Genomic DNA, 18730 nt, shown 5'->3' on the forward strand with positions numbered 1-18730 from the left:
GTGGGAAGCACGCGACGACATGCACGACGCCTTCCTCCAACTCGCCCACTGCATGACCCTCGCCCGCAAACACCCCGCTTTCTGAAAGCACCCCTAAGAGGCGCCCTTGTAGACGTCGTACACGTCCAGCCGGCCGCACATCCCGAACTTGCCGTGCGCCGAAGGCTGTTCGGCCCGTACGACGGCATCGGCGAGGTGGGACGTGTCGCCCCGTTCGAGACGGTCCAGCTGGTCGCCCGTCGCACCGGCCGCCGCCTCGGCGCCGCGCCGCCAGCGTTCGCGCCAGTCGGCGAGCCGGGGCCGTACGAGGGCGGCTGCGGCCTCGTGGAAGGCGGCCAGCGCCTCCGGCCCCTCCGCGTCCCGCAGCGCCCGGTATCCATCGAGGGCGAGGTCGCGCCGGGCCCGGGCCACCCGCTCCTGCTCGGCCACGGGGGCGTCGGCCGGGATCACGGTCGCGGCGGCGTACGTCTCCGGGTCGGTCAGGTACTTCGGCGGCAGCGTGAGCACCGCATCCCCGGCCTCCGGGAGCCCGCTGTTCTGCATGAGGACGGTGATGCGCAGGTCGTCCTCGTTGACCAGCCGGTGGATGGTGCCCGGCGTGAACCAGGCGACCGTACCGGGCGCGAGCGGTGTCACCTCGTACCCGGAGGTCGTGAGCGTCTGCACCGCGCCCCGCCCGCCCGTGACGACGTACGCCTCCGAACAGGTCAGATGCATATGGGGAGTTCCGCCGCAGACACCGTCGACGGCCGGCCAGTCGTAGACGGAGAGATGCGAGACGGCGACACCGCCCGGCAGACCGGCGAAGGCCGCCTCGTTGGGTCCCGGGCTCACCACGGGTGCTCCTCCAGGTACTTGGCGACGCCCTCGCGCTCCCACTCCCCGTCGGCGACGACGACCCGGTAGCGGCGGGTGAGCGTGTCGCCGGGCGCCAGCTCCAGTTCGTCGTAGAAGGCCCAGGAGGGTGCTACGGCGGCGAACGGCTCGTTGCGCACGAACCAGTGGGCCGGGTGGGCACCCTCCGCCCCCAGGTGGTCGTTCTCGGGCGCGTGCGCGAAGACCAGCGTGGCGTGCCCGTCGGCGCCGTCGAACTCGCCGGAGTACGCCAGCCAGGGCGTCTGCTCGCCCATCAGTTCGGGCCCCTCGGAGTCGGGGCCGACGATCCGCCCGTCCCGGAAGGCGCGCGGGCCGCGCCAGAACAGGCCGGTGTAGCCCGCGGCCTCGCGCCCGGCGGTGGTCGGGCTGCCGAAGAGCAGCGGCTCGGCACGCCGGTTGGTGATCGCGCTCGTCCAGGTCAGGGCCCAGGAACCCGCCGCCGGATCGACGTCGTGCACCTCGACCCGCCGCTCCTCGTCCGCCCACAGCTCCCCGCTGTACGGGTGCCAGGTGAGCCGTTCCGCGATGACGACCCGGCCCGCGTCCGAGGCGACCTCGTCGAAGCCGACGTGCGCCATCGAGCCGACGCGCTCGGGGAGGGCGAGGTAACCCTCGCCGTGCACATAGGTGTTGCCGCCCCACAGGTTCGACCCCGACAGGTGCGAGGCCGTCAGCTGGAGGCCCTTGTGCCAGCGGTGGTCGTTGGGCCGGTAGTCGGTGACAACGTTTCCGGCGAGCGTCCGGATCGGGTGCAGATACGGCTTCGGCGCCTCCCAGGCCGCCTCGGCCCCGTACACGTAGCTGAACAGCTCGACCCCGGTGACAGGCTCGGTCACGGTGATGCGGTCGCCGTGCGCGTGGACGATGCGCAGGTCGGTGGACGTGGTCACGCGGACGCCTCCTCGGTAGCGGATCCGGAAACATCGTCGTCGATCGCGGGCGCCCAGCCGGGCGCACCGCCGTGCAGCGCCGCGTAATAGGGGTCGCCCGGGCCGATGTCACCGGCCTTGACGGTCGTGTCCGTGAAGGCGGACTTGTACAGCGCGGTGATCAGCTCCAGGCTGGTCCGCCCGTCCGCGCCGCTGCTGCGCGGCCGTTCGCCGGCGCGCATACTCGCGACCAGTTCGCGCAACTGCGCGACGTGCGAACTCGGCACGTCCGGCCCGAAGTCACGCCAGGCGGCCACCTCCGCCTCGGGCACGTCCGGCGCCGGGGTGATGGTCCAGTTGGCGTTGGAGTGCCCGTACAGATGGGTGAGTTCGACGGTGGCGCGCTCGCAGTCGATGCGGATACGGCTGACCTCGTCGGGGCTGAGCACGCTGTTGACGACGGTCGCCAGCGCGCCGTCGGCGAACCGGACGAGCGCGGTGGAGACGTCCTCGGTCTCGACGTCGTGCACGAGCCGCCCGGCCATGCCCCGCACCTCGCTCCAGGGCCCGAGCAGGTCGAGGAGCAGGTCCATCTGGTGGATGCCGTGTCCCATCGCTGGCCCGCCGCCCTCCGTCGCCCAACGCCCGCGCCAGGGCACGGCGTAGTAGGCGGTGTCGCGGTACCAGGTGGTCTGGCAGTGCGCCACGAGCGGCCGGCCCAGGGCGCCCTCGGCGAGCAGCCGCCGCACATGGGTGGAGGCGGAGCCGAAGCGGTGCTGGAAGACGATCGAGGCGTACGGGCCACCCCCGAGCCCCTCCTCCGCCTCGATGGCGTCGAAGTCGGCGAGCGTCGGCACCGGCGGCTTCTCGCACCACACCCAGGCTCCGGCACGCAGCGCGGCCACGGTCTGCTCGCGGTGCAGGGTGGGCGGCGTACAGATGGTCACCAGGTCGGGGCGCTGCTCCCGGAGCATCTGCTCCAGGTCGGTGTACGCGTGTGGAATCCCGCTCTCCGCGCAGAACGCCTTCACCGCGTCGGCGTTGATGTCGACCGCCGCGACGACCTCGGTCTCGCCCTCGTCGGCCAGCTCGGTGAGCGCCGTCAGATGGGACCCACGTCCGATGGCGCCCACCCCGACGATCGCGGCCCGGATACGACGGCCGGTGAGGGGCGGGAGCGGGGCGGGTGAAGCGTGGGGGGTGGGTGTGGTGTCGGGGCTGGTTGCGGGTGTGGCCATGGGCGTGTTCAGCACTCCATCGGACGCGGTGACTGACGCGGGCCAACGCGTGACGACTCCGGCACCCGCCGGGGGCAGCAAGCGCTTTCCCATCGTTGGCAACGTATGTTCCGTCCGAGCGGTCGGTCAACACCGCGGCAGGGGTGTCCACGGGGTGGATGGCGCGGGCGGTCCGGCGGGGGAACCCGGCCCTTTACCACCCCTTGACCCCGGCCCCTGTGCTCGGGCTGTCACCGGAGGCCGCTAGGCTGCCCCTCAACACACGTGATCTCCGCCTGCCTTCACTTGGCGCACGGCGGCCCGGTGTGTCCGTCGGCCCCTCCACGATCAGCGCTTGGACCACGTAACTTCATGTCTTGGTTTGAATCCCTCATCCTCGGACTCGTCCAGGGGCTGACCGAGTTCCTCCCCGTCTCCTCCAGCGCGCATCTGCGCCTGACGGCCGCGTTCTCCGGCTGGGAGGACCCGGGTGCCGCCTTCACCGCGATCACCCAGCTGGGTACGGAGGCGGCGGTGCTGATCTACTTCCGCAAGGACGTGGGGCGGATCCTTTCGGCGTGGTTCCGCTCGCTCACCAGCAAGGCGATGCGCAGCGACCACGACGCGCAGATGGGCTGGCTGGTGATCGTCGGCTCGATCCCGATCGGCGTGCTCGGGGTCACCCTCAAGGACCAGATCGAGGGGCCCTTCCGCGACCTCCGGATCACGGCGACGATGCTGATCGTGATGGGCATCGTCATCGGCGTCGCCGACCGGCTCGCGGCGCGCGACGAAACCGGCGGGAAGCACCGGGCGGCCAAGGAGCGCAAGGGGCTGCAGGACCTGAACGCCCGGGACGGTCTGATCTACGGCCTGTGCCAGGCGATGGCCCTGGTCCCCGGTGTCTCCCGGTCCGGCGCGACCATCAGCGGCGGCCTGTTCATGGGCTACTCCCGCGAGGCGGCGGCCCGTTACTCCTTCCTGCTGGCCATGCCGGCCGTGCTCGCCTCGGGCGTGTTCGAACTCAAGGACGCGTCGGAGGGCGGCCATGTCTCCTGGGGCCCGACGGCGTTCGCGACGGTGATCGCCTTCGCGGTCGGATACGCGGTCATCGCCTGGTTCATGAAGTTCATCAGCACGAAGTCGTTCATGCCGTTCGTGTACTACCGCATCGTGCTCGGCATCGTGATCATCGCCCTGGTGGCGACGGGTGCGCTGAGCCCGCACGCGGCGGAGTCGTCGGGCTGAGTCCGTACGACTCCGGCGACCGTGACCAACCACATAGCGATCGAGTAGCCACCCGGTAGCGCAGTGTCAGTCCTTGCCCCTACGCTGGTGCGCATGTCCCCCGACTCCCTGACCCCTGGTTCCGTGCGGTCCGCTGCCGTGTTGAACGAGCAGATCCGCGCACTCTGGCTCCGCGCGGGCGGTTCCCTCTCGACCCAAGAGCGGGAGGAGTACGAGCTGTTGGTGGTCAGGTGGGCCGCGGCGATACGCGGCGAGGTCATCGAGGCGGCCTGACACCGAAGCGCACGGCGATTCCGCTCCGCCAGTTTGCTCCGCCGGGCGGAACACGCGGAACATCCGCCGACTCCGGCTACCCAGCGTCACCGCCCGCCCGACACCCGCAGCACCGCCCCCGTCGCGTACGAGGCCTCCGGGGACATCAACCAGGCGATGGCAGCCGCGACTTCCTCGGCCTGCCCCGCCCGGCGGAGCGGAATCACCGAGGCCGCGCGTTTCGCCCGGTCAGGATCGCCCATCGTCGCGTGGATCTCGGTGTCGATGACGCCCGGGGCCACGGCGTTGACGCGGATGCCGTCCGGGCCGAGTTCCTTCGCCAGACCCACGGTCAGCGCGTCGACGGCAGCCTTGGTCGCCGCGTAGTGGACGTACTCGCCGGGGGCGCCGAGAGTGGCCGCCGCCGAAGACACGTTCACGATCACGCCGGTCCCCCGCGCCGTCATGGACCGCGCGGCCCGACGCGAACACAGCAGCGTACCCAGCAGGTTGACCTCCATCACGCGCCGCAGATCGGCGGGGTCCGCGTCGACGAGCCTGCCCAACGGGCCGGTGACCCCGGCGTTGTTCACCAACCCGGTGACGGGTCCGAGCCGCTCCTCGACGGTGTCGAACAGCTGCTCCACGTCCGCCTCGACCGAGGTGTCCACCGGCACGGTCACACAGCGCGCCCCAGCCGCCCGCACCCCCGCCGCGACCGACTCGGCGGCCCGGGCGTCCCGCACGTACCCCACGGCGACGTCGTGCCCGTCCGCCGCGAGCCGCAGACAGGTCGCGGCACCGATGCCCCGACTGCCACCGGTGACCACCGTGACGGACGACCCGCTCATGGACGTACCTCCTACTTCCGCAATGGGTGACGGGCAATGGGTCTACGGTCGCAGGTGTGCGAGCGTGTCCGCGTCGAGCGGGTAGGGCCGCTCCACCGGCAACAGCCCGGCCGCGCGGTCCAGTTGCCCCGCTCGTACGAGCCCATGAATCTCGGCGGCGAGCGCCGTCACATCCTCGACCCCGACGATCCACTCGTCGGCGTACCGCGCCGCCGCCTCCCCCGAAAGCCCCAACTGCAAGGACCGGTACGGCAACGGTTCGAGCCGGAGACCCCGCTCGGGATCCCACTGCACCCGCGCCGAGGCCCGCCTCAGCTGCCGCTTCCAGGCGGCCTGGTCCTCGTGCAGGCCAGGGACGTAGTGAGAAAGGCACGCGTTCCGCAGCGCCCAGGCGAACCCGTCCCGGCTGATCTCGACGCCCAGCACGGTCTCCTGCCCCTCCTTCGTGCCCCAGCCGCAGCGGTACATCATCCAGGTGAAGGACGGCTTGATCCATGTCATCCGATCCCGCTTCCACGCCGCCGGAAACCGGCCGTCGCGTGCCGCGGCGAGCCCGATCTCCGGGCGGTAGGCCTGATAGACGGTCACAGTGGACGCCGTATGTCGGGCGCGTACGCGGAACTTGGGTTCCTGTTCGTCGGAGGCGGCGGATTCCCGTTCGTCGGAAGAATCGACGGTCTGATCGTTCATCTGACCAGCTTCGGAGCCGGACACGCCCGTCGGCCACCGAATATCCGCGATGCTCTTGGTTCCGCCCGCCCCGTACCCAACACTGAGCCGATGACGCAGCGTGTGGAGCTAGCGACCGTGATGGACCGGCTCTCCCTGGACGGACTCGTCACCGAGTACGCGGTGGCGGTGGACGACGGCGACTGGGAGGCGTACGTGGGACTGTTCGCGCCGGACGGACGGGCGGACTACCGTTCGGCCGGCGGTATCGAGGGAGAGGCCCGGCAGGTCGCCGAGTGGCTCGCGCAGAGCATGGAACTGTTCCCGATGCGGCAGCATCTGATCGTCAACCGCCGGATCCGCTTCGGCATCGAGGAACAGGGCACCTACGACACGGCCCGTGTCCAGGCCGACTACATCAACCCCATGCGCCTCGCGGACCGCGACGGCGAAACCGGCTCCACCGCACCCGACTTCGTCTGCGGCGGCCGGTACGCCTTCGGGCTGATCCGTACGCGGGACGGCTGGCGGTTGCGCGAGGTGGTCGTCCAGGAGAAGTGGCGCCGCACGCCGAAGACCGCGCCCGTGCCGGGAACCGGCAACCGACCGGCCGGCTGACCCGACTGGCCTCTTTGCCTCCCCCGGGCGATCCGCCGTACGCCAATACGAGGAATCCCCCGCCCTGGCCGGAGTCCTGCTGGCCCGGGATCGGTCCTACCGCGCACACTGGAGCCACCGGCTGGGTAACCGACTGGGTAGTTGTCCGGGGAACCAACTGGTAGGAGGCGCCGTATGAAACTGCCCGGCCACTGGATCGCCTCCCCGTGGCGCCGGTCCGTCGCCGCCGCGCTGGCCGGTGCACTGCCGGTGTTCGCCTTCCCCGCGCCGGCCCTGTGGTGGTTCGCGTACGTCGCCCTCGTGCCGTGGATCCTGCTCGTCCGGTCCGCGCCGACCGCCAAACGGGCCGCGTACGACGGCTGGTTCGGCGGATTCGGGTTCATGCTGGCCGTGCATCACTGGCTGCTGCCGAGCCTGCATGTGTTCACGCTCGTCATCGCGGCGCTGCTGGGCGTGCTGTGGGCACCCTGGGGCGTGCTCGTACGCCGGTTCCTGGCGGGCCGGCCCCCGGCCGGGCGGATCGCCGCCGCGCTCCTCGTACTGCCCTCGGGATGGCTCATGGTCGAGCTGGTCCGCTCGTGGCAGGGGCTGGGCGGACCCTGGGGCATGATCGGATCCAGCCAGTGGCAGGTGGCACCCGCGCTGCGGCTGGCCTCGGTCGGCGGGGTGTGGCTGCTCAGCTTCCTGGTGGTGGCCGTGAACGTCGCGGTCGCCGTCCTGGTCGCGGTGCGCGCGTCCCGGGTTCCGGCGGTGGCCGGGCTCGTCGCCACCGCCGCCCTGGCCTCCGCGGCCTGGGTGTGGTCACCGCGTCCGGAGGCGGACGGCCAAGTGCGGATCGCGGTCGTGCAGCCGGGGATCGTCGACGGTTCCGGCAGCGCCGAGAAGCGGTTCGCACGCGAGGAGGCGCTCACCCGACAGCTGGCCGGCCAGGACGTGGATCTGATCGTCTGGGGCGAGAGCAGCGTCGGTTTCGACCTCGCCGACCGGCCCGACTACGCCCAGCGGCTCGCCGCGCTCTCCCGTGCGACCGGGACCGACATCCTCGTCAACGTGGACGCCAGACGCTCCGACCGGCCCGGTATCTACAAGAGTTCGGTGCTCGTCGGTCCGGACGGCCCCACCGGTGACCGGTACGACAAGATGCGGCTCGTGCCCTTCGGTGAGTACGTCCCGGCGCGTTCGCTGCTGGGCTGGGCCACCTCCGTCGGCAAGGCGGCGGGCGAGGACCGCAGGCGCGGCAGCGAGCAGGTGATCATGAACGTCGGGGGCGGGCTGCGCATCGGGCCCATGATCTGTTTCGAGTCCGCGTTCCCGGACATGAGCCGCCATCTCGCCCAGGACGGCGCCCAGGTGCTCGTCGCCCAGTCGTCGACCTCGTCGTTCCAGCACACCTGGGCCCCCGAGCAGCACGCCTCGATCGCCGCCCTGCGCGCCGCCGAGACCGGCCGCCCCATGGTGCACGCCACGCTGACCGGCGTCTCCGCCGTCTACGGCCCGAGCGGCGAACGCGTCGGCTCCTGGCTCGGCACCGACAAGAGCGCCTCGGCGGTGTACGACGTACCGCTGGCCCGGGGTGAGACGCCGTACGTCCGCTTCGGTGCCTGGCCGGTGTACGGAGCCGTGCTCGTGCTCCTGGTCCTGGGCGGCGTCGAGGGCGTACGCGGGCTCAGGCGGCGTCGATCCGTTCCCGCACCGCTCGTACCACCCGCTCGCACAGTTCATGAGTCGCCAGTGCGTCCCGGGCGCTGAGCACCTTGCCGGCGCGCACGGCGTCGAGGAACGTGAGCACGGCCTGTTCGATGCCGCGCTGCCGCGCCACCGGCACCCAGTCGCCGCGCCGCCGTATCGTCGGCTGGCCCTTGTGGTCGATCACCTCGGCGAGGTTGACCACCTGACGCTTGGTGTCCTGCCCGGAGACTTCGAGGATCTCCTCGGCCGAGCCGCTGAGCCGGTTCATCACCCCGAGCGCGGTGAACCCGTCCCCGGCGAGCTGGAGCACCACGTGGTGCAGCAGCCCGCCCTCGGTGCGGGCGCGCACGGTCACGTCGTCGACCGGGCCCGGCACCAGGAACCGCAGGGTGTCCACGACATGGATGAAGTCGTCGAGGATCATCGCGCGGGGTTCCTCGGGCAGCCCGATGCGGTTCTTCTGCATCAGGATCAGCTCGCGCGGATGGTCGGCGCACTGCGTGTACCCGGGCGCGAAGCGCCGGTTGAACCCGACGGCGAGCGAGACCCCACGCTCCTCCGCCAGCCTCACCAGCCGTTCCGACTCGGCCAGTTCGTACGCGAGCGGCTTGTCGACGTAGGTCGGTACGCCCGCCTTCAGCAGCCTCGTCACGATCTCCGGGTGCACGACGGTGGGCGCGTGCACGAAGGCGGCGTCGAGGCCCTCGGCGAGGAGGGAGTCCAGGTCGGTGTGGCGCCGCTCCTGGGGAAGGTGGAGGTCGTCGGCGACCCGGGCGAGCGTCGCGGGTGTGCGGGTCTGGAGGTGCAGTTCGACGTCGGGGCGGCTGCCGAGCACCGGCAGATACGCCTTCTGCGCGATGTCACCGAGTCCGATGCAGCCGACCTTCACGGGGTCTCCTTCAGCGGTTGCCTGCCGGGGTTCTGCCGGAAGCATACGGCCGCCGGGTAATCCGCCGGCCGGCCGGGCCGCCGGAAAACGCATGGTGGGGGCGGTCGAGGCAGGGCACCATGCCTGCATGACAGAGCCACAGACGCAGCGCAGTGAACCCGCCCTGACCGCAGACGAACGCACCATGCTGGAGGGCTGGCTGGAGTACCACCGGCAGACCCTGGCGTGGAAGTGCGAGGGCCTGACCGACGCCCAGCTCAGAACCGCCTCGGTGGAGCCTTCCGAACTGTCCCTCATGGGTCTGGTGCGGCACATGGCGGAAGTGGAGCGGGGCTGGTTCCGCAAGGTGCTGGTGAGCGACGATCCGGGGCCGATCTACTACACCGAGGAGGACCGGGACGGCGAGTTCCATCTCACCGAGGCGGACAGCTGGCAGGAGGCGTACGACACCTGGCAGGCCGAGATCGAGATCGCCCGGCGCAACGCCGCGGACTTCGGCCTGGACGAACTCTCCCGTGGCCGGAGCCGGCACACCGACGAACCGTTCAACCTGCGCTGGATCTACACCCACATGATCGAGGAGTACGCCCGCCACAACGGCCACGCCGACCTGATCCGCGAGCGGCTCGACGGAGCGACCGGCGACTGAACCCAGCCGACGGCCGGCGGGTGCGCCTCGGGACGGTGACGGACGTCAGCCGGGGCCGCTCCGCACCCTCCGTAAGGGGCCGGAGATCACCCGTGTGGGGCATCCTCCGCTTGTCCACGCGTTCCGGAACGGGCCGGACACAGCAGAGTTGCGCGGGTGCATCGAACGACGACCACCGCAACGCTTCTTGTCACCGTGGCTGTCACGGCTCTCTCCGGCTGCGTCACGGTCCAGCACCCGATCGCTCCCGGCCCGCCCCCGGCGCCGTCCCAGCCGTCGGTGCCCCGCCCGGACAACCTGGCCGAACCCCAGATCGTGCAGGCACCCGCCCGGGAGGCACTGGAGCTGATCGGCCCCGACCGCGAACCCACGCAGGCCGTACGGGCACCGCGGGCCCCGGAGGAGCCGCACCGCCCGGCCGCCGCGACGCCGCCGCCCGCACCGGCCGCCGCTCCGGCGCCCCCGCCCCGCCGGGCCAAGCCGAAGCAGCGCCCACCGAAGCCGGAGCGCCGCCGCGCCCAGCCCCGCGTCGAACTCCCCGACGTGTCCCGCCCGGTACGCGAGAACACGGACGTGTGCGCCCTCGGCAAGAAGTACGGCGGCTGGGGCAAGGACAGCCCCCAGACGGTCATCTGCAAGGAGGCGTACGGCCGTTGAGGCGTCCGGGGCCAGGGGCGCGGGTGTCGCCTAGGGCCGCTGTCTCGGCGGCCCCCAGGAATCGCCATCCGCCCCTCCGAAGGAGTCCCCCTCCCCCAGCCTCAGCTCCAGCCGACCGATGGCCGCCCTGACCCCGTCGCCGTAGCTGTCGTCGCCCAGGGCGTCGGCCGCGCCGCGGGCCCGGCGGAGGTGGGTGCGGGCGGCCTCGGGGCGGTCCAGCTTCACGTAGTCGGCGGCGAGGTTCAGATGCAGCGAGGGGTACAGGGCACGCACCGCGAGCGCCCCCTCGTGGCGGACGACCTTCGCGACCCGCTCGTCCGACAGTTCCTCCGCCGCCGACAACGCCCGCAGGTCCCACGCCAGTTCGTCCGAGGGGTCGTCCTGCGTGTCGGCCATGTAGTGCGCCAGCGTGCAGCGGTGCATCGGGTCGCCGTCCTCGCCGATCTCCGCCCACAGCCCCAGGAAGCGCCCCCTGGCCTCCTCACGGTCACCGCCGTGGTGCAACATGACGGCCTGTCCGATCCGGGTCATCATGGCGTCCGGCGCCACCTGTTCCTGCCGCTCCGTCACGGCACCCTCCACCCTGTCCGCTACCCACTGCCCGCTGTCCCTGGCGACGCTAACGGCAGGCACTGACAATCCCGGTCAGGCGGGCCGGTACGGCACAGGACCGGCGACCCGCCTCACCTCTTCCGGATCAGCCCAGGTCGGGAATCGTCCAGTCGATGGGCTCGTGCCCCTGGCCGGCCACGGCCTCGTTGATCTGGGTGAACGGACGCGAGCCGAAGAACTTCTTCGCCGACAGCGGCGACGGGTGCGCCCCCTTCACCACCACGTGCCGCTCCTCGTCGATCAGCGGAAGCTTCTTCTGCGCGTAGTTGCCCCACAGGACGAAGACCGCCGGGTCGGGACGGTCGGCCACGGAGCGGATCACCGCGTCCGTGAACTTCTCCCAGCCCTTCCCCTTGTGCGAGTTGGCCTCGCCGGAGCGGACCGTGAGCACCGCGTTGAGCAGCAGCACGCCCTGCTCGGCCCACGGCATCAGATAGCCGTTGTCGGGGACGGGCGTGCCCAGCTCCTCCTTCATCTCCTTGTAGATGTTGCGGAGGGAGGGCGGGGTCTTCACCCCGGGACGGACCGAGAAGCACAGGCCGTGGCCCTGCCCCTCGCCGTGGTAGGGGTCCTGACCGAGGATCAGGACCTTCACCTTGTCGTACGGTGTCGCGTCGAGCGCGGCGAACACCTCGTCGCGCGGAGGAAAGACAGGACCGCGTGCCCGCTCCTCCTCGACGAACTCGGTCAGCTCCTTGAAGTAGGGCTGCTGCAGCTCGTCACCCAGGACGCCGCGCCAGGACTCGGGCAGCATGGCGATGTCGGTCACGTGAACTTCCTCCGATGTGCGGTGTGTTCCACTCACCGAAGAACCTACCGGCGCCCACTGACAACGGGTCACGAAGTCGGCCGTACGCCGACCGCGGGCCCCGTTGCCGCTGCGCTACCAGCTGGTCTTCCAGTACAGCTCCCACATCACCATCATCGTCGCCGGGTCGATGGACACCTCGGCGCCGCCGATCTCCTCGTTGGCCGCCACATGCTGCTTGCCCTGCCACAGCGGCAGCAGCCGGGCGTCGTCCAGGAGGATCTGCTGAGCTTCCTCGAACTCCTCGCCCACGGCCCCGCGGTCGCTCTCCTTGCGTGACGCGGGCAGCAGCTCACCGGTGATCTCGGGGGACGTGTACGGCGTACCGAGCGCGTTCTGCTCGCCCACGAAGGGGGCGATGAAGTTGTCGGCGTCGGGGAAGTCGGGGAACCAGCCGCGCCCGAACACCGGGTACTCGCCCTTCTGGTAGCCGTCCACGTAGGTCTTCCAGGGGCGGCTCTGGAGGGTGACGCTGAACAGGCCGGAGGCCTCCAGCTGCCGCTTCAGCTCCTCGAAGGCCGGCTTGGTCTGGGAGCCGTAGCGGTCGCTCGTGTACCAGAGGGTGAGCGGGACCCGCTCGGTGATGCCGTCGTCGACGAGGATCTGCTTGGCCTTGGCGGCACTGGGGTTGCCGAAGTCGTCGAAGAAGCCCGTGGTGTGGCCGACCAGACCCTTGGGGATCATGGAGTACAGCGGCTCGACGGTGTCCTTGTAGATGTTGTGGGCGAGCGCCGGGCGGTCGACGACCTGGGCGATGGCCCTGCGCACCGAGAGCTTGTTGGACCACGGGTCCTTGGGGTTGAACACCAGGTAGCTGATCTCGGTGGTGGCGTTCTCGACGAGCTGGAGCCCCTGCTCCTTCTCGTTGTCCTGGATGTCCACGACGTCGGCGGCGGCGAGACCGCGGTAGATGACGTCGATCTCCTTCTCCCGGAGAGCGTCGGCCTCCTCGGCCGACTGCTGGAAGTACCGGATGGTGACGGCGTCGTTCTTGAGGTCCGCGATGCCCTTGTAGCTGTCGTTCCGGACGAGTACGGCCTTGTCGCCCTCGTCGTAGGACTCCAGGGTGTACGGCCCGGAGCCGCTGACCTTGCCGTCCTCGCGGAGCGACTTCGCGGGGTAGTCCTCGGGATCCACGATCGACATGGCGGGCGTGGAGAGCACGAAGGGGAACGTCGCGTCGGCCTGGTTCAGATGGAAGATGAGCCCGCGGTCGCCCTTCACCTCGATCCGGTCGAGGCTGGTCAGCAGTCCGGCCGGGCCACCGTTGACGTTGATCGCCTTGATCCGGTCGATCGAGTACTTGACCGCCTTCGCGTCCAGCTTGTGCCCGTCCGAGAACGTCAGGCCCTCGCGCAGCTCGCAGCTGTACACCGTGCTCGAACTGTCGGTGAACTCGCAGCTCTTGGCCGCGTCGGGCTTGGGCTCGGACCCGCCGGTGTCGAAGTTGAGCAGCGTCTGGTGGACGTTGCGGAACAGCTCCCACGAGTTGTCCCAGGACGCCGCCGGATCCAGTGTGCTGGGCTCACTCGTCGTCCCCACTACGATCGGCTTCCCGTCGCCGGAAGAGTCGGAGGAGAAGACTCCGCATCCGGCGACCATGGATATGGACGCGGCTGCCGCAACCTGCCGCAGGCCCCGGTTCCGGTTGAACACGTGCACGCTCCTCGATCTGCCATACCAAGCCAACGGTCGGCAGACCATACCGCAGTGCCCCAGTAGGTGGTCCAGCTTCCTGGTAGGCCACTTGATCAGCACGTATCGGACAGTGCGGTCCTCGGACCGCGTGACCTCGCACGTCGACACAGAAGCTTTTTCTGTCAGCCGGGGCGCATATGTTTGCGTCAGCCGACATAGCAGCTTTTGGCCGCCCATCTTCCGGTAAATGGCAAAGCAGACGTAAAAATCGACGCCGGGGCGAACACCGGCACCGGGCCCGCGTCAGCCGGGAACAGAACCGAAGCGGGCGACCGTCTCCCGACGAACGCCCGCCCCACTTCGTACCGATCCGATTACATCGGCCGTTTACGCCGGCTGTTCACGTCAGCTGTTGCCGGCCTTGAGGAAGATGCCGCCGTCGACCACGAGCGTCTGGCCGGTGATCCAGTCGGCCTGCGACGAGGTCAGGAACGCGGCGGCGCCGCCGATGTCCGAGGGTACGCCGAGCCGGCCGAGCGGGTAGGCGGCGGCGGCCTCCTCCTCGCGGCCCTCGTAGAGCGCCTGCGCGAACTTCGTCTTCACGACGGCCGGAGCGATCGAGTTGACCCGCACCCGCGGCGCGTACTCGTGCGCCAGTTGGCGCGTCAGGTTGTCCATCGCTGCCTTGCTGATGCCGTACGCGCCGATGAACGGCGAGGCCGAGAGGCCGGCGACGGACGTGATGTTGACGATCGAGCCGCCGTTGTCCTTCTGCCAGGCGTGCCAGGTCTTCTGGGCGAAGCCGAGCGCCGAGACGACGTTGGTCTCGAAGACCTTGCGCGCCACGTTGAGGTCGAGGTCGGCGATCGGCCCGAACACCGGGTTCGTACCGGCGTTGTTGACGAGGTGGTCGACGCGCCCGAACGCCTCCAGGGTGCGTTCGACGGCGACGGCCTGGTGGGCCTCGTCGTGGGCCTTGCCCGCCACGCCGATGACCCGGTCGGCACCGAGTGCCTCGACGGCCTCCTTGAGAGCGTCCTCGTTGCGTCCGGTGATGCAGACCCGGTCACCGCGCGCGAGGAGTGCCTCGGCGATGCCGTAGCCGATGCCCCGGCTGGCGCCGGTGATGAGGGCGACCTTGCCCGAGAGTTCCACAGTGCTCATGTCCGTTTCCCCCGGCCCTAGTCGAGCGGTCCGCCGGCGACGTACAGCACCTGGCCGGAGACGAATCCGGCGGCCTCGCCGGTGAAGAAAGCGATGGCGTTGGAGATGTCGTCCGGGTTGCCCACGCGCTGGACGGGGATCTGGGTCGCGGCGGCGGCCTTGAAGTCCTCGAAGCCCATGCCGACGCGCTCGGCGGTGGCGGCGGTCATGTCGGTGGCGATGAAGCCGGGGGCGACGGCGTTCGCGGTGACGCCGAACTTGCCGAGTTCAAGGGCGAGGGTCTTGGTGAAGCCCTGGAGACCGGCCTTGGCGGCGGAGTAGTTGACCTGGCCGCGGTTGCCCTGGGCGGAGGACGAGGACAGGTTGACGATCCGCCCGAACTTGGCGTCCACCATGTACTTCTGACAGGCCCTCGACATCAGGAAGGCGCCGCGCAGGTGCACGTTCATGACCGTGTCCCAGTCGGACACGCTCATCTTGAAGAGCAGGTTGTCACGCAGGACGCCCGCGTTGTTGACGAGGATCGTGGGTCCGCCCAGTTCCTCGGCGATGCGCGTGACCGCGGCCTCGACCTGGGCCTCGTCGGAGACGTCGCAGCCGACGCCGATCGCCCTGCCACCGGCGGCGGTGATCTTCTCCACGGTGTCCTTGCAGGCGGCCTCGTCGAGGTCGATCACCGCGACGGCGCGGCCCTCCGCCGCCAGTCGTACGGCGGTCGCGGCGCCGATGCCACGCGCACCGCCCGTGACCACGGCGACCCGCTGCTCAGTGGTGGACATTGCTGGTTCTCCTCGCCCTTGAAAAGCCTGCGGCCCACGGTACGCCCTCAGGTGAGCGACCGCTTAGTACCTTCGGTGCATGTGACGCTAGAAGTCCTGACACCCGGTGTCAACGGCATGCAACGCCGGTGTGAGCCATTACCTGTCACCACCTGTCGTTACCCGGCAGTCTCACCTGACCAGCAGGTCGAGCAGTCGCTCCACCTCGGCCCGTGGATCGGCGGTGAGCCCGGTGTGCACGGGCCCCGGCTGTACGACCGTGGAGCGCGGCGCGATCAGCCAGCGAAAGCGCCGCCCGGCATCGTCCCGCGCCGCCTGACCGGCGGCTTCCCCACCCGCGCAGACGCCTTCGACGGCACGCAGCGCGGCCCGTACACCGTCGGCGTCGGCCGCCGGATCCAGGGCCCGCAGCTTGCCCTCGTCCAAATGCGTCCGCGCGGCGACGAAGGACTCGGCACGGCAGTACACCAGCACACCCGCGTTGAAACACTCGCCGCGCTCGATCCGCGGTACGACCCGCAGCAGCGCGTACTCGAAGACGTCCCGCCCGCTCATGCGGTCCCCCCATTGGTGATCCGCTCATGGATGACGGCCGCGCGCGCGAGGAGCGGCTCCGCGTAGGCCCGTCGGAGCGCGTCCGGCGAGTCGAACCCGGGTTCGTCCGCGAGCCACGCGTCGGGGATCTCGGCGGTGACCTCGGCGAGCAGTTCCTCGGTGACCAGCGGCGCCAGTTCGGCGGCGGCCGAGGTGATGTCGGGGCCGAACCGGGCGAGCGCGTGCTCGGAAACGTCGTACGGCTTGGCTGCAGAGGCATGAGCGCCGGGCCAGTTGTGATGCCAGATCATGGTGGCGCCATGGTCGATGAGCCACAACTCACCGCGCCACATCAGCAGGTTGGGGTTGCGCCAGGACCGGTCGACGTTGTTGACGAGCGCGTCGAACCACACCACCCGCCCGGCCTCCTCGGCGCCCACTCCGAAGGCGAGCGGATCGAACCCGAGGGCCCCCGACAGAAAGTCCATCCCGAGGTTGGTGCCACCGCTCGCCCTGAGCAGCCCCTGCACCTCCTCGTCGGGCTCGCCGAGCCCCAGCACCGGATCAAGCTCGACGGTCACCAGCCCGGGCACCCGCAGCCCCAACCGCCGAGCCAGCTCGCCACAGACAACCTCGGCGACGAGCGTCTTGCGCCCCTGTCCCGCACCGCTGAACTTCAGCACATACGTCCCGAGATCGTCGGCCTCGACGAGTCCCGGCAGCGAACCGCCCTCACGCAGGGGCGTGATGTAGCGGGTCGCGATGACTTCCTTGAGCATCGCCCCAGGTTACTGGGGCGTTCACGGCCGGATGCCCGCGCCGCCTGAACGGCGCGCGCACGGGGTTCGTATCTCCGGACAGATCCAGAAAACGCCTTCGGAAGGAAACGCCAGCATGAGCAGCGCCTCGCTTCAGCCCGTATCGGGACCGGCCCGTCGTACGGTCATGGCGGCGGCCGGCGCGGCGGGGCTCACCGTCGCGCTGACCGCGTGCGGGTCGGAGGACGACTCGTCCGACTCCGCCACGGAACAGGGTGCCGCCGCCGGCACCGCCCTCGCGAAAACCACCGACATCCCGGAGGGCGGTGGCAAAATCTTCGCGGACCAGGGTGTGGTGGTCACCCAGCCGACGGCGGGCACCTACAAGGCGTTCTCGTCGAAGTGCACACACGCGGGCTGTGCGGTGACGGGGGTCACCAACGGTGTGATCACCTGTCCGTGCCACAACAGCGAGTTCTCGGTCACCGACGGCAGTGTGAAGAAGGGCCCCGCGACCGAGGCCCTGGCCGCCGAGCAGATCACGGTGTCCGGAGACTCGATCACGCTCGCCTGAACTTCGCCCCGAGGCAGGCCAGCACCTCGTCGGTGGTAGCGACCGTGGCGACCAGCGCGAGGGTGTTGCGGATCATCGCGGGGGTGTAGTCGGAGGGCACCCCCGCGATGGCGTCCCCGGGCACGACGACCGTGTATCCACGGTTCACGGCGTCGAACACGGCGTTGGGAATCGCGACGTTGGCCGAGACCCCGGTCACGATCAGCGTGCGGCAGCCCAGGTTGCGCAGCAGGGCGTCGACATCGGTGCCCTGGATCGGCGACAGACCATGCAGCCGCCGTACGACGAAGTCCTCGTCGGCGACTTCGATGGGCGCCGCGACGCGCACCGCGCTCGTACCGGAGAGCTGCTGGACGGGGAGCCGTTCGGCGGCGCGGAACAGCCGGGCGTTGCGGTTCGCACCGCGCCCGTCCGGCCGGCGCTCGGCGATCGCGTGGATGACCTGGATCCCGGTCTCGTGGGCGGCGGCGACCAACCGGGCGACCCGGACAAGGGCCCCCGACGACCGCGCCTCCTCGGCGAGTTCGGGCAGGGCGCTGTCCGGTCCGACGACGCCCTGCTGGCACTCGACGGTGAGCAGGACCGTGGTAGCGGGGTCGAGGAGTTCGCTGAGCTGTGCATACGACGGCATGGCGCTGGAGGCTAACGTTCGTCGCGCACAGGCGGAAGACGACTGGAAGACGACCCGTTTTCTTTTCTGACGTGATGTCAGAGGATCACCTCTGACACGACGTGGGAGAACAAGAGGGGGGATCGCATGACCGTCACTCAGCGCCGAGGCCGGAAGATCATGATGACGCCGGGCGAACTGGACGAGTTCCTGACGACCCAGCGCACCTGCCGGGTCGCCACCATCTCGGCGGAGGGGGCTCCGCATGTGAGCACGTTGTGGTTCGCCTGGGACGGCACCTCGATGTGGCTGTACTCGGTGGTCCGCAGCAAGCGCTGGACCGACCTGCGCCGGGACCCGCGGGTCGCGATCGTCGTCGACACGGGCGAGGAGTACGACGAGCTGCGCGGCGTCGAGCTGTCCGGCGCCGTCGAGTTCGTCGGCGAGTCCCCGCGCACGGGCGAGCTGCGCGCCGAACTGGACGTCCCGGAGACCCTGTTCGCCCGCAAGAACTTCCGCCTGGACGAGATGCCCCACGACGGCAGACACGCCTGGATACGCCTCACCCCGGAAAAGATCGTCTCCTGGGACTTCCGCAAGCTGCCGGCGCAGTAGCGGCGACGTTGCCGGCCTGGGCATACCCATCCCGCACTCCTTCAGCGCCGGCCAGGGCATTTCAGCCCGTCCGGCGTTTGAGGACGAGGCCGTTCAGGCCGAAAGGGGGGTCTGGGGGCGCAGCCCCCAGGGATGGGACGGGTAAGGGCGGCGG

The 18730-nt window shown here is 70.2% G+C and carries 22 protein-coding genes; 8 read left to right on the plus strand and 14 right to left on the minus strand.

Annotation, left to right across the window (positions count from 1 at the left end):
• Positions 1-93: 93 nt before the first annotated feature.
• The 3 genes from ACWDR4_RS47625 to ACWDR4_RS47635 all read right to left on the minus strand — a co-directional run bounded on the left by ACWDR4_RS47625 (position 94) and on the right by ACWDR4_RS47635 (position 2983).
• Positions 94-717 carry a cupin domain-containing protein gene (locus ACWDR4_RS47625; protein WP_450418179.1) on the minus strand — a complete coding sequence of 208 codons (624 nt, stop codon included), beginning with the start codon at positions 715-717 and terminating at the stop codon, positions 94-96.
• A gap of 113 nt (positions 718-830) precedes the next feature.
• Positions 831-1766: a DUF6807 domain-containing protein gene (locus ACWDR4_RS47630; protein ID WP_450418145.1), complete on the minus strand. Its 936-nt coding sequence runs from the start codon at positions 1764-1766 to the stop codon at positions 831-833.
• Entirely contained in the window at positions 1763-2983 is a 1221-nt protein-coding gene (locus tag ACWDR4_RS47635) for a Gfo/Idh/MocA family protein (RefSeq protein WP_450418146.1), read from the minus strand. Before ACWDR4_RS47635 ends, ACWDR4_RS47630 begins: the two co-directional genes overlap by 4 nt.
• Before the next feature lie 351 nt (positions 2984-3334).
• On the opposite strand from ACWDR4_RS47635, the gene ACWDR4_RS47640 reads away from it, so the two are divergent.
• Positions 3335-4210 carry an undecaprenyl-diphosphate phosphatase gene (locus ACWDR4_RS47640; protein ID WP_450418148.1) on the plus strand — a complete coding sequence of 292 codons (876 nt, stop codon included), beginning with the start codon at positions 3335-3337 and terminating at the stop codon, positions 4208-4210.
• Between the two features lie 93 nt (positions 4211-4303).
• Positions 4304-4483 (plus strand): hypothetical protein, encoded by a 180-nt coding sequence (locus ACWDR4_RS47645; RefSeq protein ID WP_450418150.1) that lies wholly within the window; start codon positions 4304-4306, stop codon positions 4481-4483.
• A gap of 86 nt (positions 4484-4569) precedes the next feature.
• Here ACWDR4_RS47645 and ACWDR4_RS47650 read toward each other — a convergent pair whose 3' ends face one another.
• Both ACWDR4_RS47650 and ACWDR4_RS47655 read right to left on the minus strand, forming a co-directional pair.
• Complete coding sequence (locus ACWDR4_RS47650) at positions 4570-5313, minus strand: SDR family NAD(P)-dependent oxidoreductase (RefSeq protein ID WP_450418152.1); 744 nt, start codon at positions 5311-5313, stop codon at positions 4570-4572.
• Positions 5314-5355: 42 nt separating this feature from the next.
• Positions 5356-6003 (minus strand): DUF4291 domain-containing protein, encoded by a 648-nt coding sequence (locus tag ACWDR4_RS47655; RefSeq protein ID WP_450418154.1) that lies wholly within the window; start codon positions 6001-6003, stop codon positions 5356-5358.
• A 90-nt stretch (positions 6004-6093) separates the two neighbouring features.
• Between ACWDR4_RS47655 and ACWDR4_RS47660 the strand changes: the two genes are divergently transcribed.
• Both ACWDR4_RS47660 and lnt read left to right on the plus strand, forming a co-directional pair.
• On the plus strand, positions 6094-6600 hold the full coding sequence (locus ACWDR4_RS47660) for a nuclear transport factor 2 family protein (protein WP_450418155.1): 507 nt from the start codon (positions 6094-6096) through the stop codon (positions 6598-6600).
• A 174-nt stretch (positions 6601-6774) separates the two neighbouring features.
• Positions 6775-8349: an apolipoprotein N-acyltransferase gene (gene lnt / locus ACWDR4_RS47665; RefSeq protein ID WP_450418157.1), complete on the plus strand. Its 1575-nt coding sequence runs from the start codon at positions 6775-6777 to the stop codon at positions 8347-8349.
• On the opposite strand, the gene ACWDR4_RS47670 is transcribed toward lnt, so the two are convergent.
• Positions 8267-9178, minus strand: coding sequence for a Gfo/Idh/MocA family protein (locus tag ACWDR4_RS47670; protein WP_450418158.1), 912 nt, complete (start codon positions 9176-9178; stop codon positions 8267-8269). The two genes, lnt and ACWDR4_RS47670, sit on opposite strands and share 83 nt — an antisense overlap.
• Positions 9179-9305: 127 nt before the next feature.
• Here ACWDR4_RS47670 and ACWDR4_RS47675 point away from each other — a divergent pair, with 127 nt between their 5' ends.
• A complete protein-coding gene (locus ACWDR4_RS47675; protein WP_450418159.1) occupies positions 9306-9827 on the plus strand; it encodes a DinB family protein in 522 nt (173 codons plus the stop codon).
• A 156-nt stretch (positions 9828-9983) separates the two neighbouring features.
• Positions 9984-10484 carry a hypothetical protein gene (locus tag ACWDR4_RS47680; protein WP_450418161.1) on the plus strand — a complete coding sequence of 167 codons (501 nt, stop codon included), beginning with the start codon at positions 9984-9986 and terminating at the stop codon, positions 10482-10484.
• Between the two features lie 30 nt (positions 10485-10514).
• Here the strand turns inward: ACWDR4_RS47680 and ACWDR4_RS47685 are convergent, their stop codons facing one another.
• The 7 genes from ACWDR4_RS47685 to ACWDR4_RS47715 all read right to left on the minus strand — a co-directional run bounded on the left by ACWDR4_RS47685 (position 10515) and on the right by ACWDR4_RS47715 (position 16798).
• Entirely contained in the window at positions 10515-11054 is a 540-nt protein-coding gene (locus ACWDR4_RS47685) for a hypothetical protein (RefSeq protein WP_450418163.1), read from the minus strand.
• A 127-nt stretch (positions 11055-11181) separates the two neighbouring features.
• Positions 11182-11865 carry a uracil-DNA glycosylase gene (ung, locus tag ACWDR4_RS47690; protein WP_450418164.1) on the minus strand — a complete coding sequence of 228 codons (684 nt, stop codon included), beginning with the start codon at positions 11863-11865 and terminating at the stop codon, positions 11182-11184.
• 114 nt (positions 11866-11979) lie between these two features.
• Complete coding sequence (locus ACWDR4_RS47695) at positions 11980-13560, minus strand: ABC transporter substrate-binding protein (protein WP_450418165.1); 1581 nt, start codon at positions 13558-13560, stop codon at positions 11980-11982.
• Between the two features lie 387 nt (positions 13561-13947).
• Positions 13948-14706, minus strand: coding sequence for an SDR family oxidoreductase (locus ACWDR4_RS47700; RefSeq protein ID WP_450418167.1), 759 nt, complete (start codon positions 14704-14706; stop codon positions 13948-13950).
• 17 nt (positions 14707-14723) lie between these two features.
• On the minus strand, positions 14724-15485 hold the full coding sequence (gene fabG / locus ACWDR4_RS47705) for a 3-oxoacyl-ACP reductase FabG (protein WP_450418168.1): 762 nt from the start codon (positions 15483-15485) through the stop codon (positions 14724-14726).
• A gap of 171 nt (positions 15486-15656) precedes the next feature.
• Positions 15657-16040 carry a DUF3037 domain-containing protein gene (locus ACWDR4_RS47710; RefSeq protein ID WP_450418170.1) on the minus strand — a complete coding sequence of 128 codons (384 nt, stop codon included), beginning with the start codon at positions 16038-16040 and terminating at the stop codon, positions 15657-15659.
• Positions 16037-16798 carry a HipA family kinase gene (locus ACWDR4_RS47715; RefSeq protein ID WP_450418172.1) on the minus strand — a complete coding sequence of 254 codons (762 nt, stop codon included), beginning with the start codon at positions 16796-16798 and terminating at the stop codon, positions 16037-16039. Before ACWDR4_RS47715 ends, ACWDR4_RS47710 begins: the two co-directional genes overlap by 4 nt.
• Positions 16799-16913: 115 nt before the next feature.
• Between ACWDR4_RS47715 and ACWDR4_RS47720 the strand changes: the two genes are divergently transcribed.
• Positions 16914-17351 (plus strand): Rieske (2Fe-2S) protein, encoded by a 438-nt coding sequence (locus ACWDR4_RS47720; RefSeq protein ID WP_450418174.1) that lies wholly within the window; start codon positions 16914-16916, stop codon positions 17349-17351.
• Here ACWDR4_RS47720 and ACWDR4_RS47725 read toward each other — a convergent pair.
• Positions 17338-17982: a cysteine hydrolase gene (locus ACWDR4_RS47725; RefSeq protein WP_450418176.1), complete on the minus strand. Its 645-nt coding sequence runs from the start codon at positions 17980-17982 to the stop codon at positions 17338-17340. The genes ACWDR4_RS47720 and ACWDR4_RS47725 overlap by 14 nt on opposite strands.
• A gap of 126 nt (positions 17983-18108) precedes the next feature.
• Between ACWDR4_RS47725 and ACWDR4_RS47730 the strand changes: the two genes are divergently transcribed.
• The gene (locus ACWDR4_RS47730) at positions 18109-18576 is read left to right on the plus strand and encodes a pyridoxamine 5'-phosphate oxidase family protein (protein WP_450418177.1); all 468 of its coding nucleotides are present in this window, start codon (positions 18109-18111) and stop codon (positions 18574-18576) included.
• Positions 18577-18730: the final 154 nt, after the last annotated feature.

The sequence above is a fragment of the Streptomyces sp. NPDC000878 genome (assembly GCF_053599695.1).

Coding starts and splice junctions, on each gene's coding strand:
- ACWDR4_RS47650 (WP_450418152.1), bottom strand. CDS start 5,313: ATGAGCGGGTCGTCCGTCACGGTGGTCACCGGTGGCAGTCGGGGCATC.
- ACWDR4_RS47640 (WP_450418148.1), top strand. CDS start 3,335: ATGTCTTGGTTTGAATCCCTCATCCTCGGACTCGTCCAGGGGCTGACC.
- ACWDR4_RS47700 (WP_450418167.1), bottom strand. CDS start 14,706: ATGAGCACTGTGGAACTCTCGGGCAAGGTCGCCCTCATCACCGGCGCC.
- ACWDR4_RS47730 (WP_450418177.1), top strand. CDS start 18,109: ATGACCGTCACTCAGCGCCGAGGCCGGAAGATCATGATGACGCCGGGC.
- ACWDR4_RS47655 (WP_450418154.1), bottom strand. CDS start 6,003: ATGAACGATCAGACCGTCGATTCTTCCGACGAACGGGAATCCGCCGCC.
- ACWDR4_RS47725 (WP_450418176.1), bottom strand. CDS start 17,982: ATGCCGTCGTATGCACAGCTCAGCGAACTCCTCGACCCCGCTACCACG.
- ACWDR4_RS47720 (WP_450418174.1), top strand. CDS start 16,914: ATGAGCAGCGCCTCGCTTCAGCCCGTATCGGGACCGGCCCGTCGTACG.
- ACWDR4_RS47660 (WP_450418155.1), top strand. CDS start 6,094: ATGACGCAGCGTGTGGAGCTAGCGACCGTGATGGACCGGCTCTCCCTG.
- fabG (WP_450418168.1), bottom strand. CDS start 15,485: ATGTCCACCACTGAGCAGCGGGTCGCCGTGGTCACGGGCGGTGCGCGT.
- ACWDR4_RS47715 (WP_450418172.1), bottom strand. CDS start 16,798: ATGCTCAAGGAAGTCATCGCGACCCGCTACATCACGCCCCTGCGTGAG.
- ACWDR4_RS47675 (WP_450418159.1), top strand. CDS start 9,306: ATGACAGAGCCACAGACGCAGCGCAGTGAACCCGCCCTGACCGCAGAC.
- ACWDR4_RS47625 (WP_450418179.1), bottom strand. CDS start 717: ATGCATCTGACCTGTTCGGAGGCGTACGTCGTCACGGGCGGGCGGGGC.
- ACWDR4_RS47635 (WP_450418146.1), bottom strand. CDS start 2,983: ATGGCCACACCCGCAACCAGCCCCGACACCACACCCACCCCCCACGCT.
- ACWDR4_RS47645 (WP_450418150.1), top strand. CDS start 4,304: ATGTCCCCCGACTCCCTGACCCCTGGTTCCGTGCGGTCCGCTGCCGTG.
- ACWDR4_RS47710 (WP_450418170.1), bottom strand. CDS start 16,040: ATGAGCGGGCGGGACGTCTTCGAGTACGCGCTGCTGCGGGTCGTACCG.
- lnt (WP_450418157.1), top strand. CDS start 6,775: ATGAAACTGCCCGGCCACTGGATCGCCTCCCCGTGGCGCCGGTCCGTC.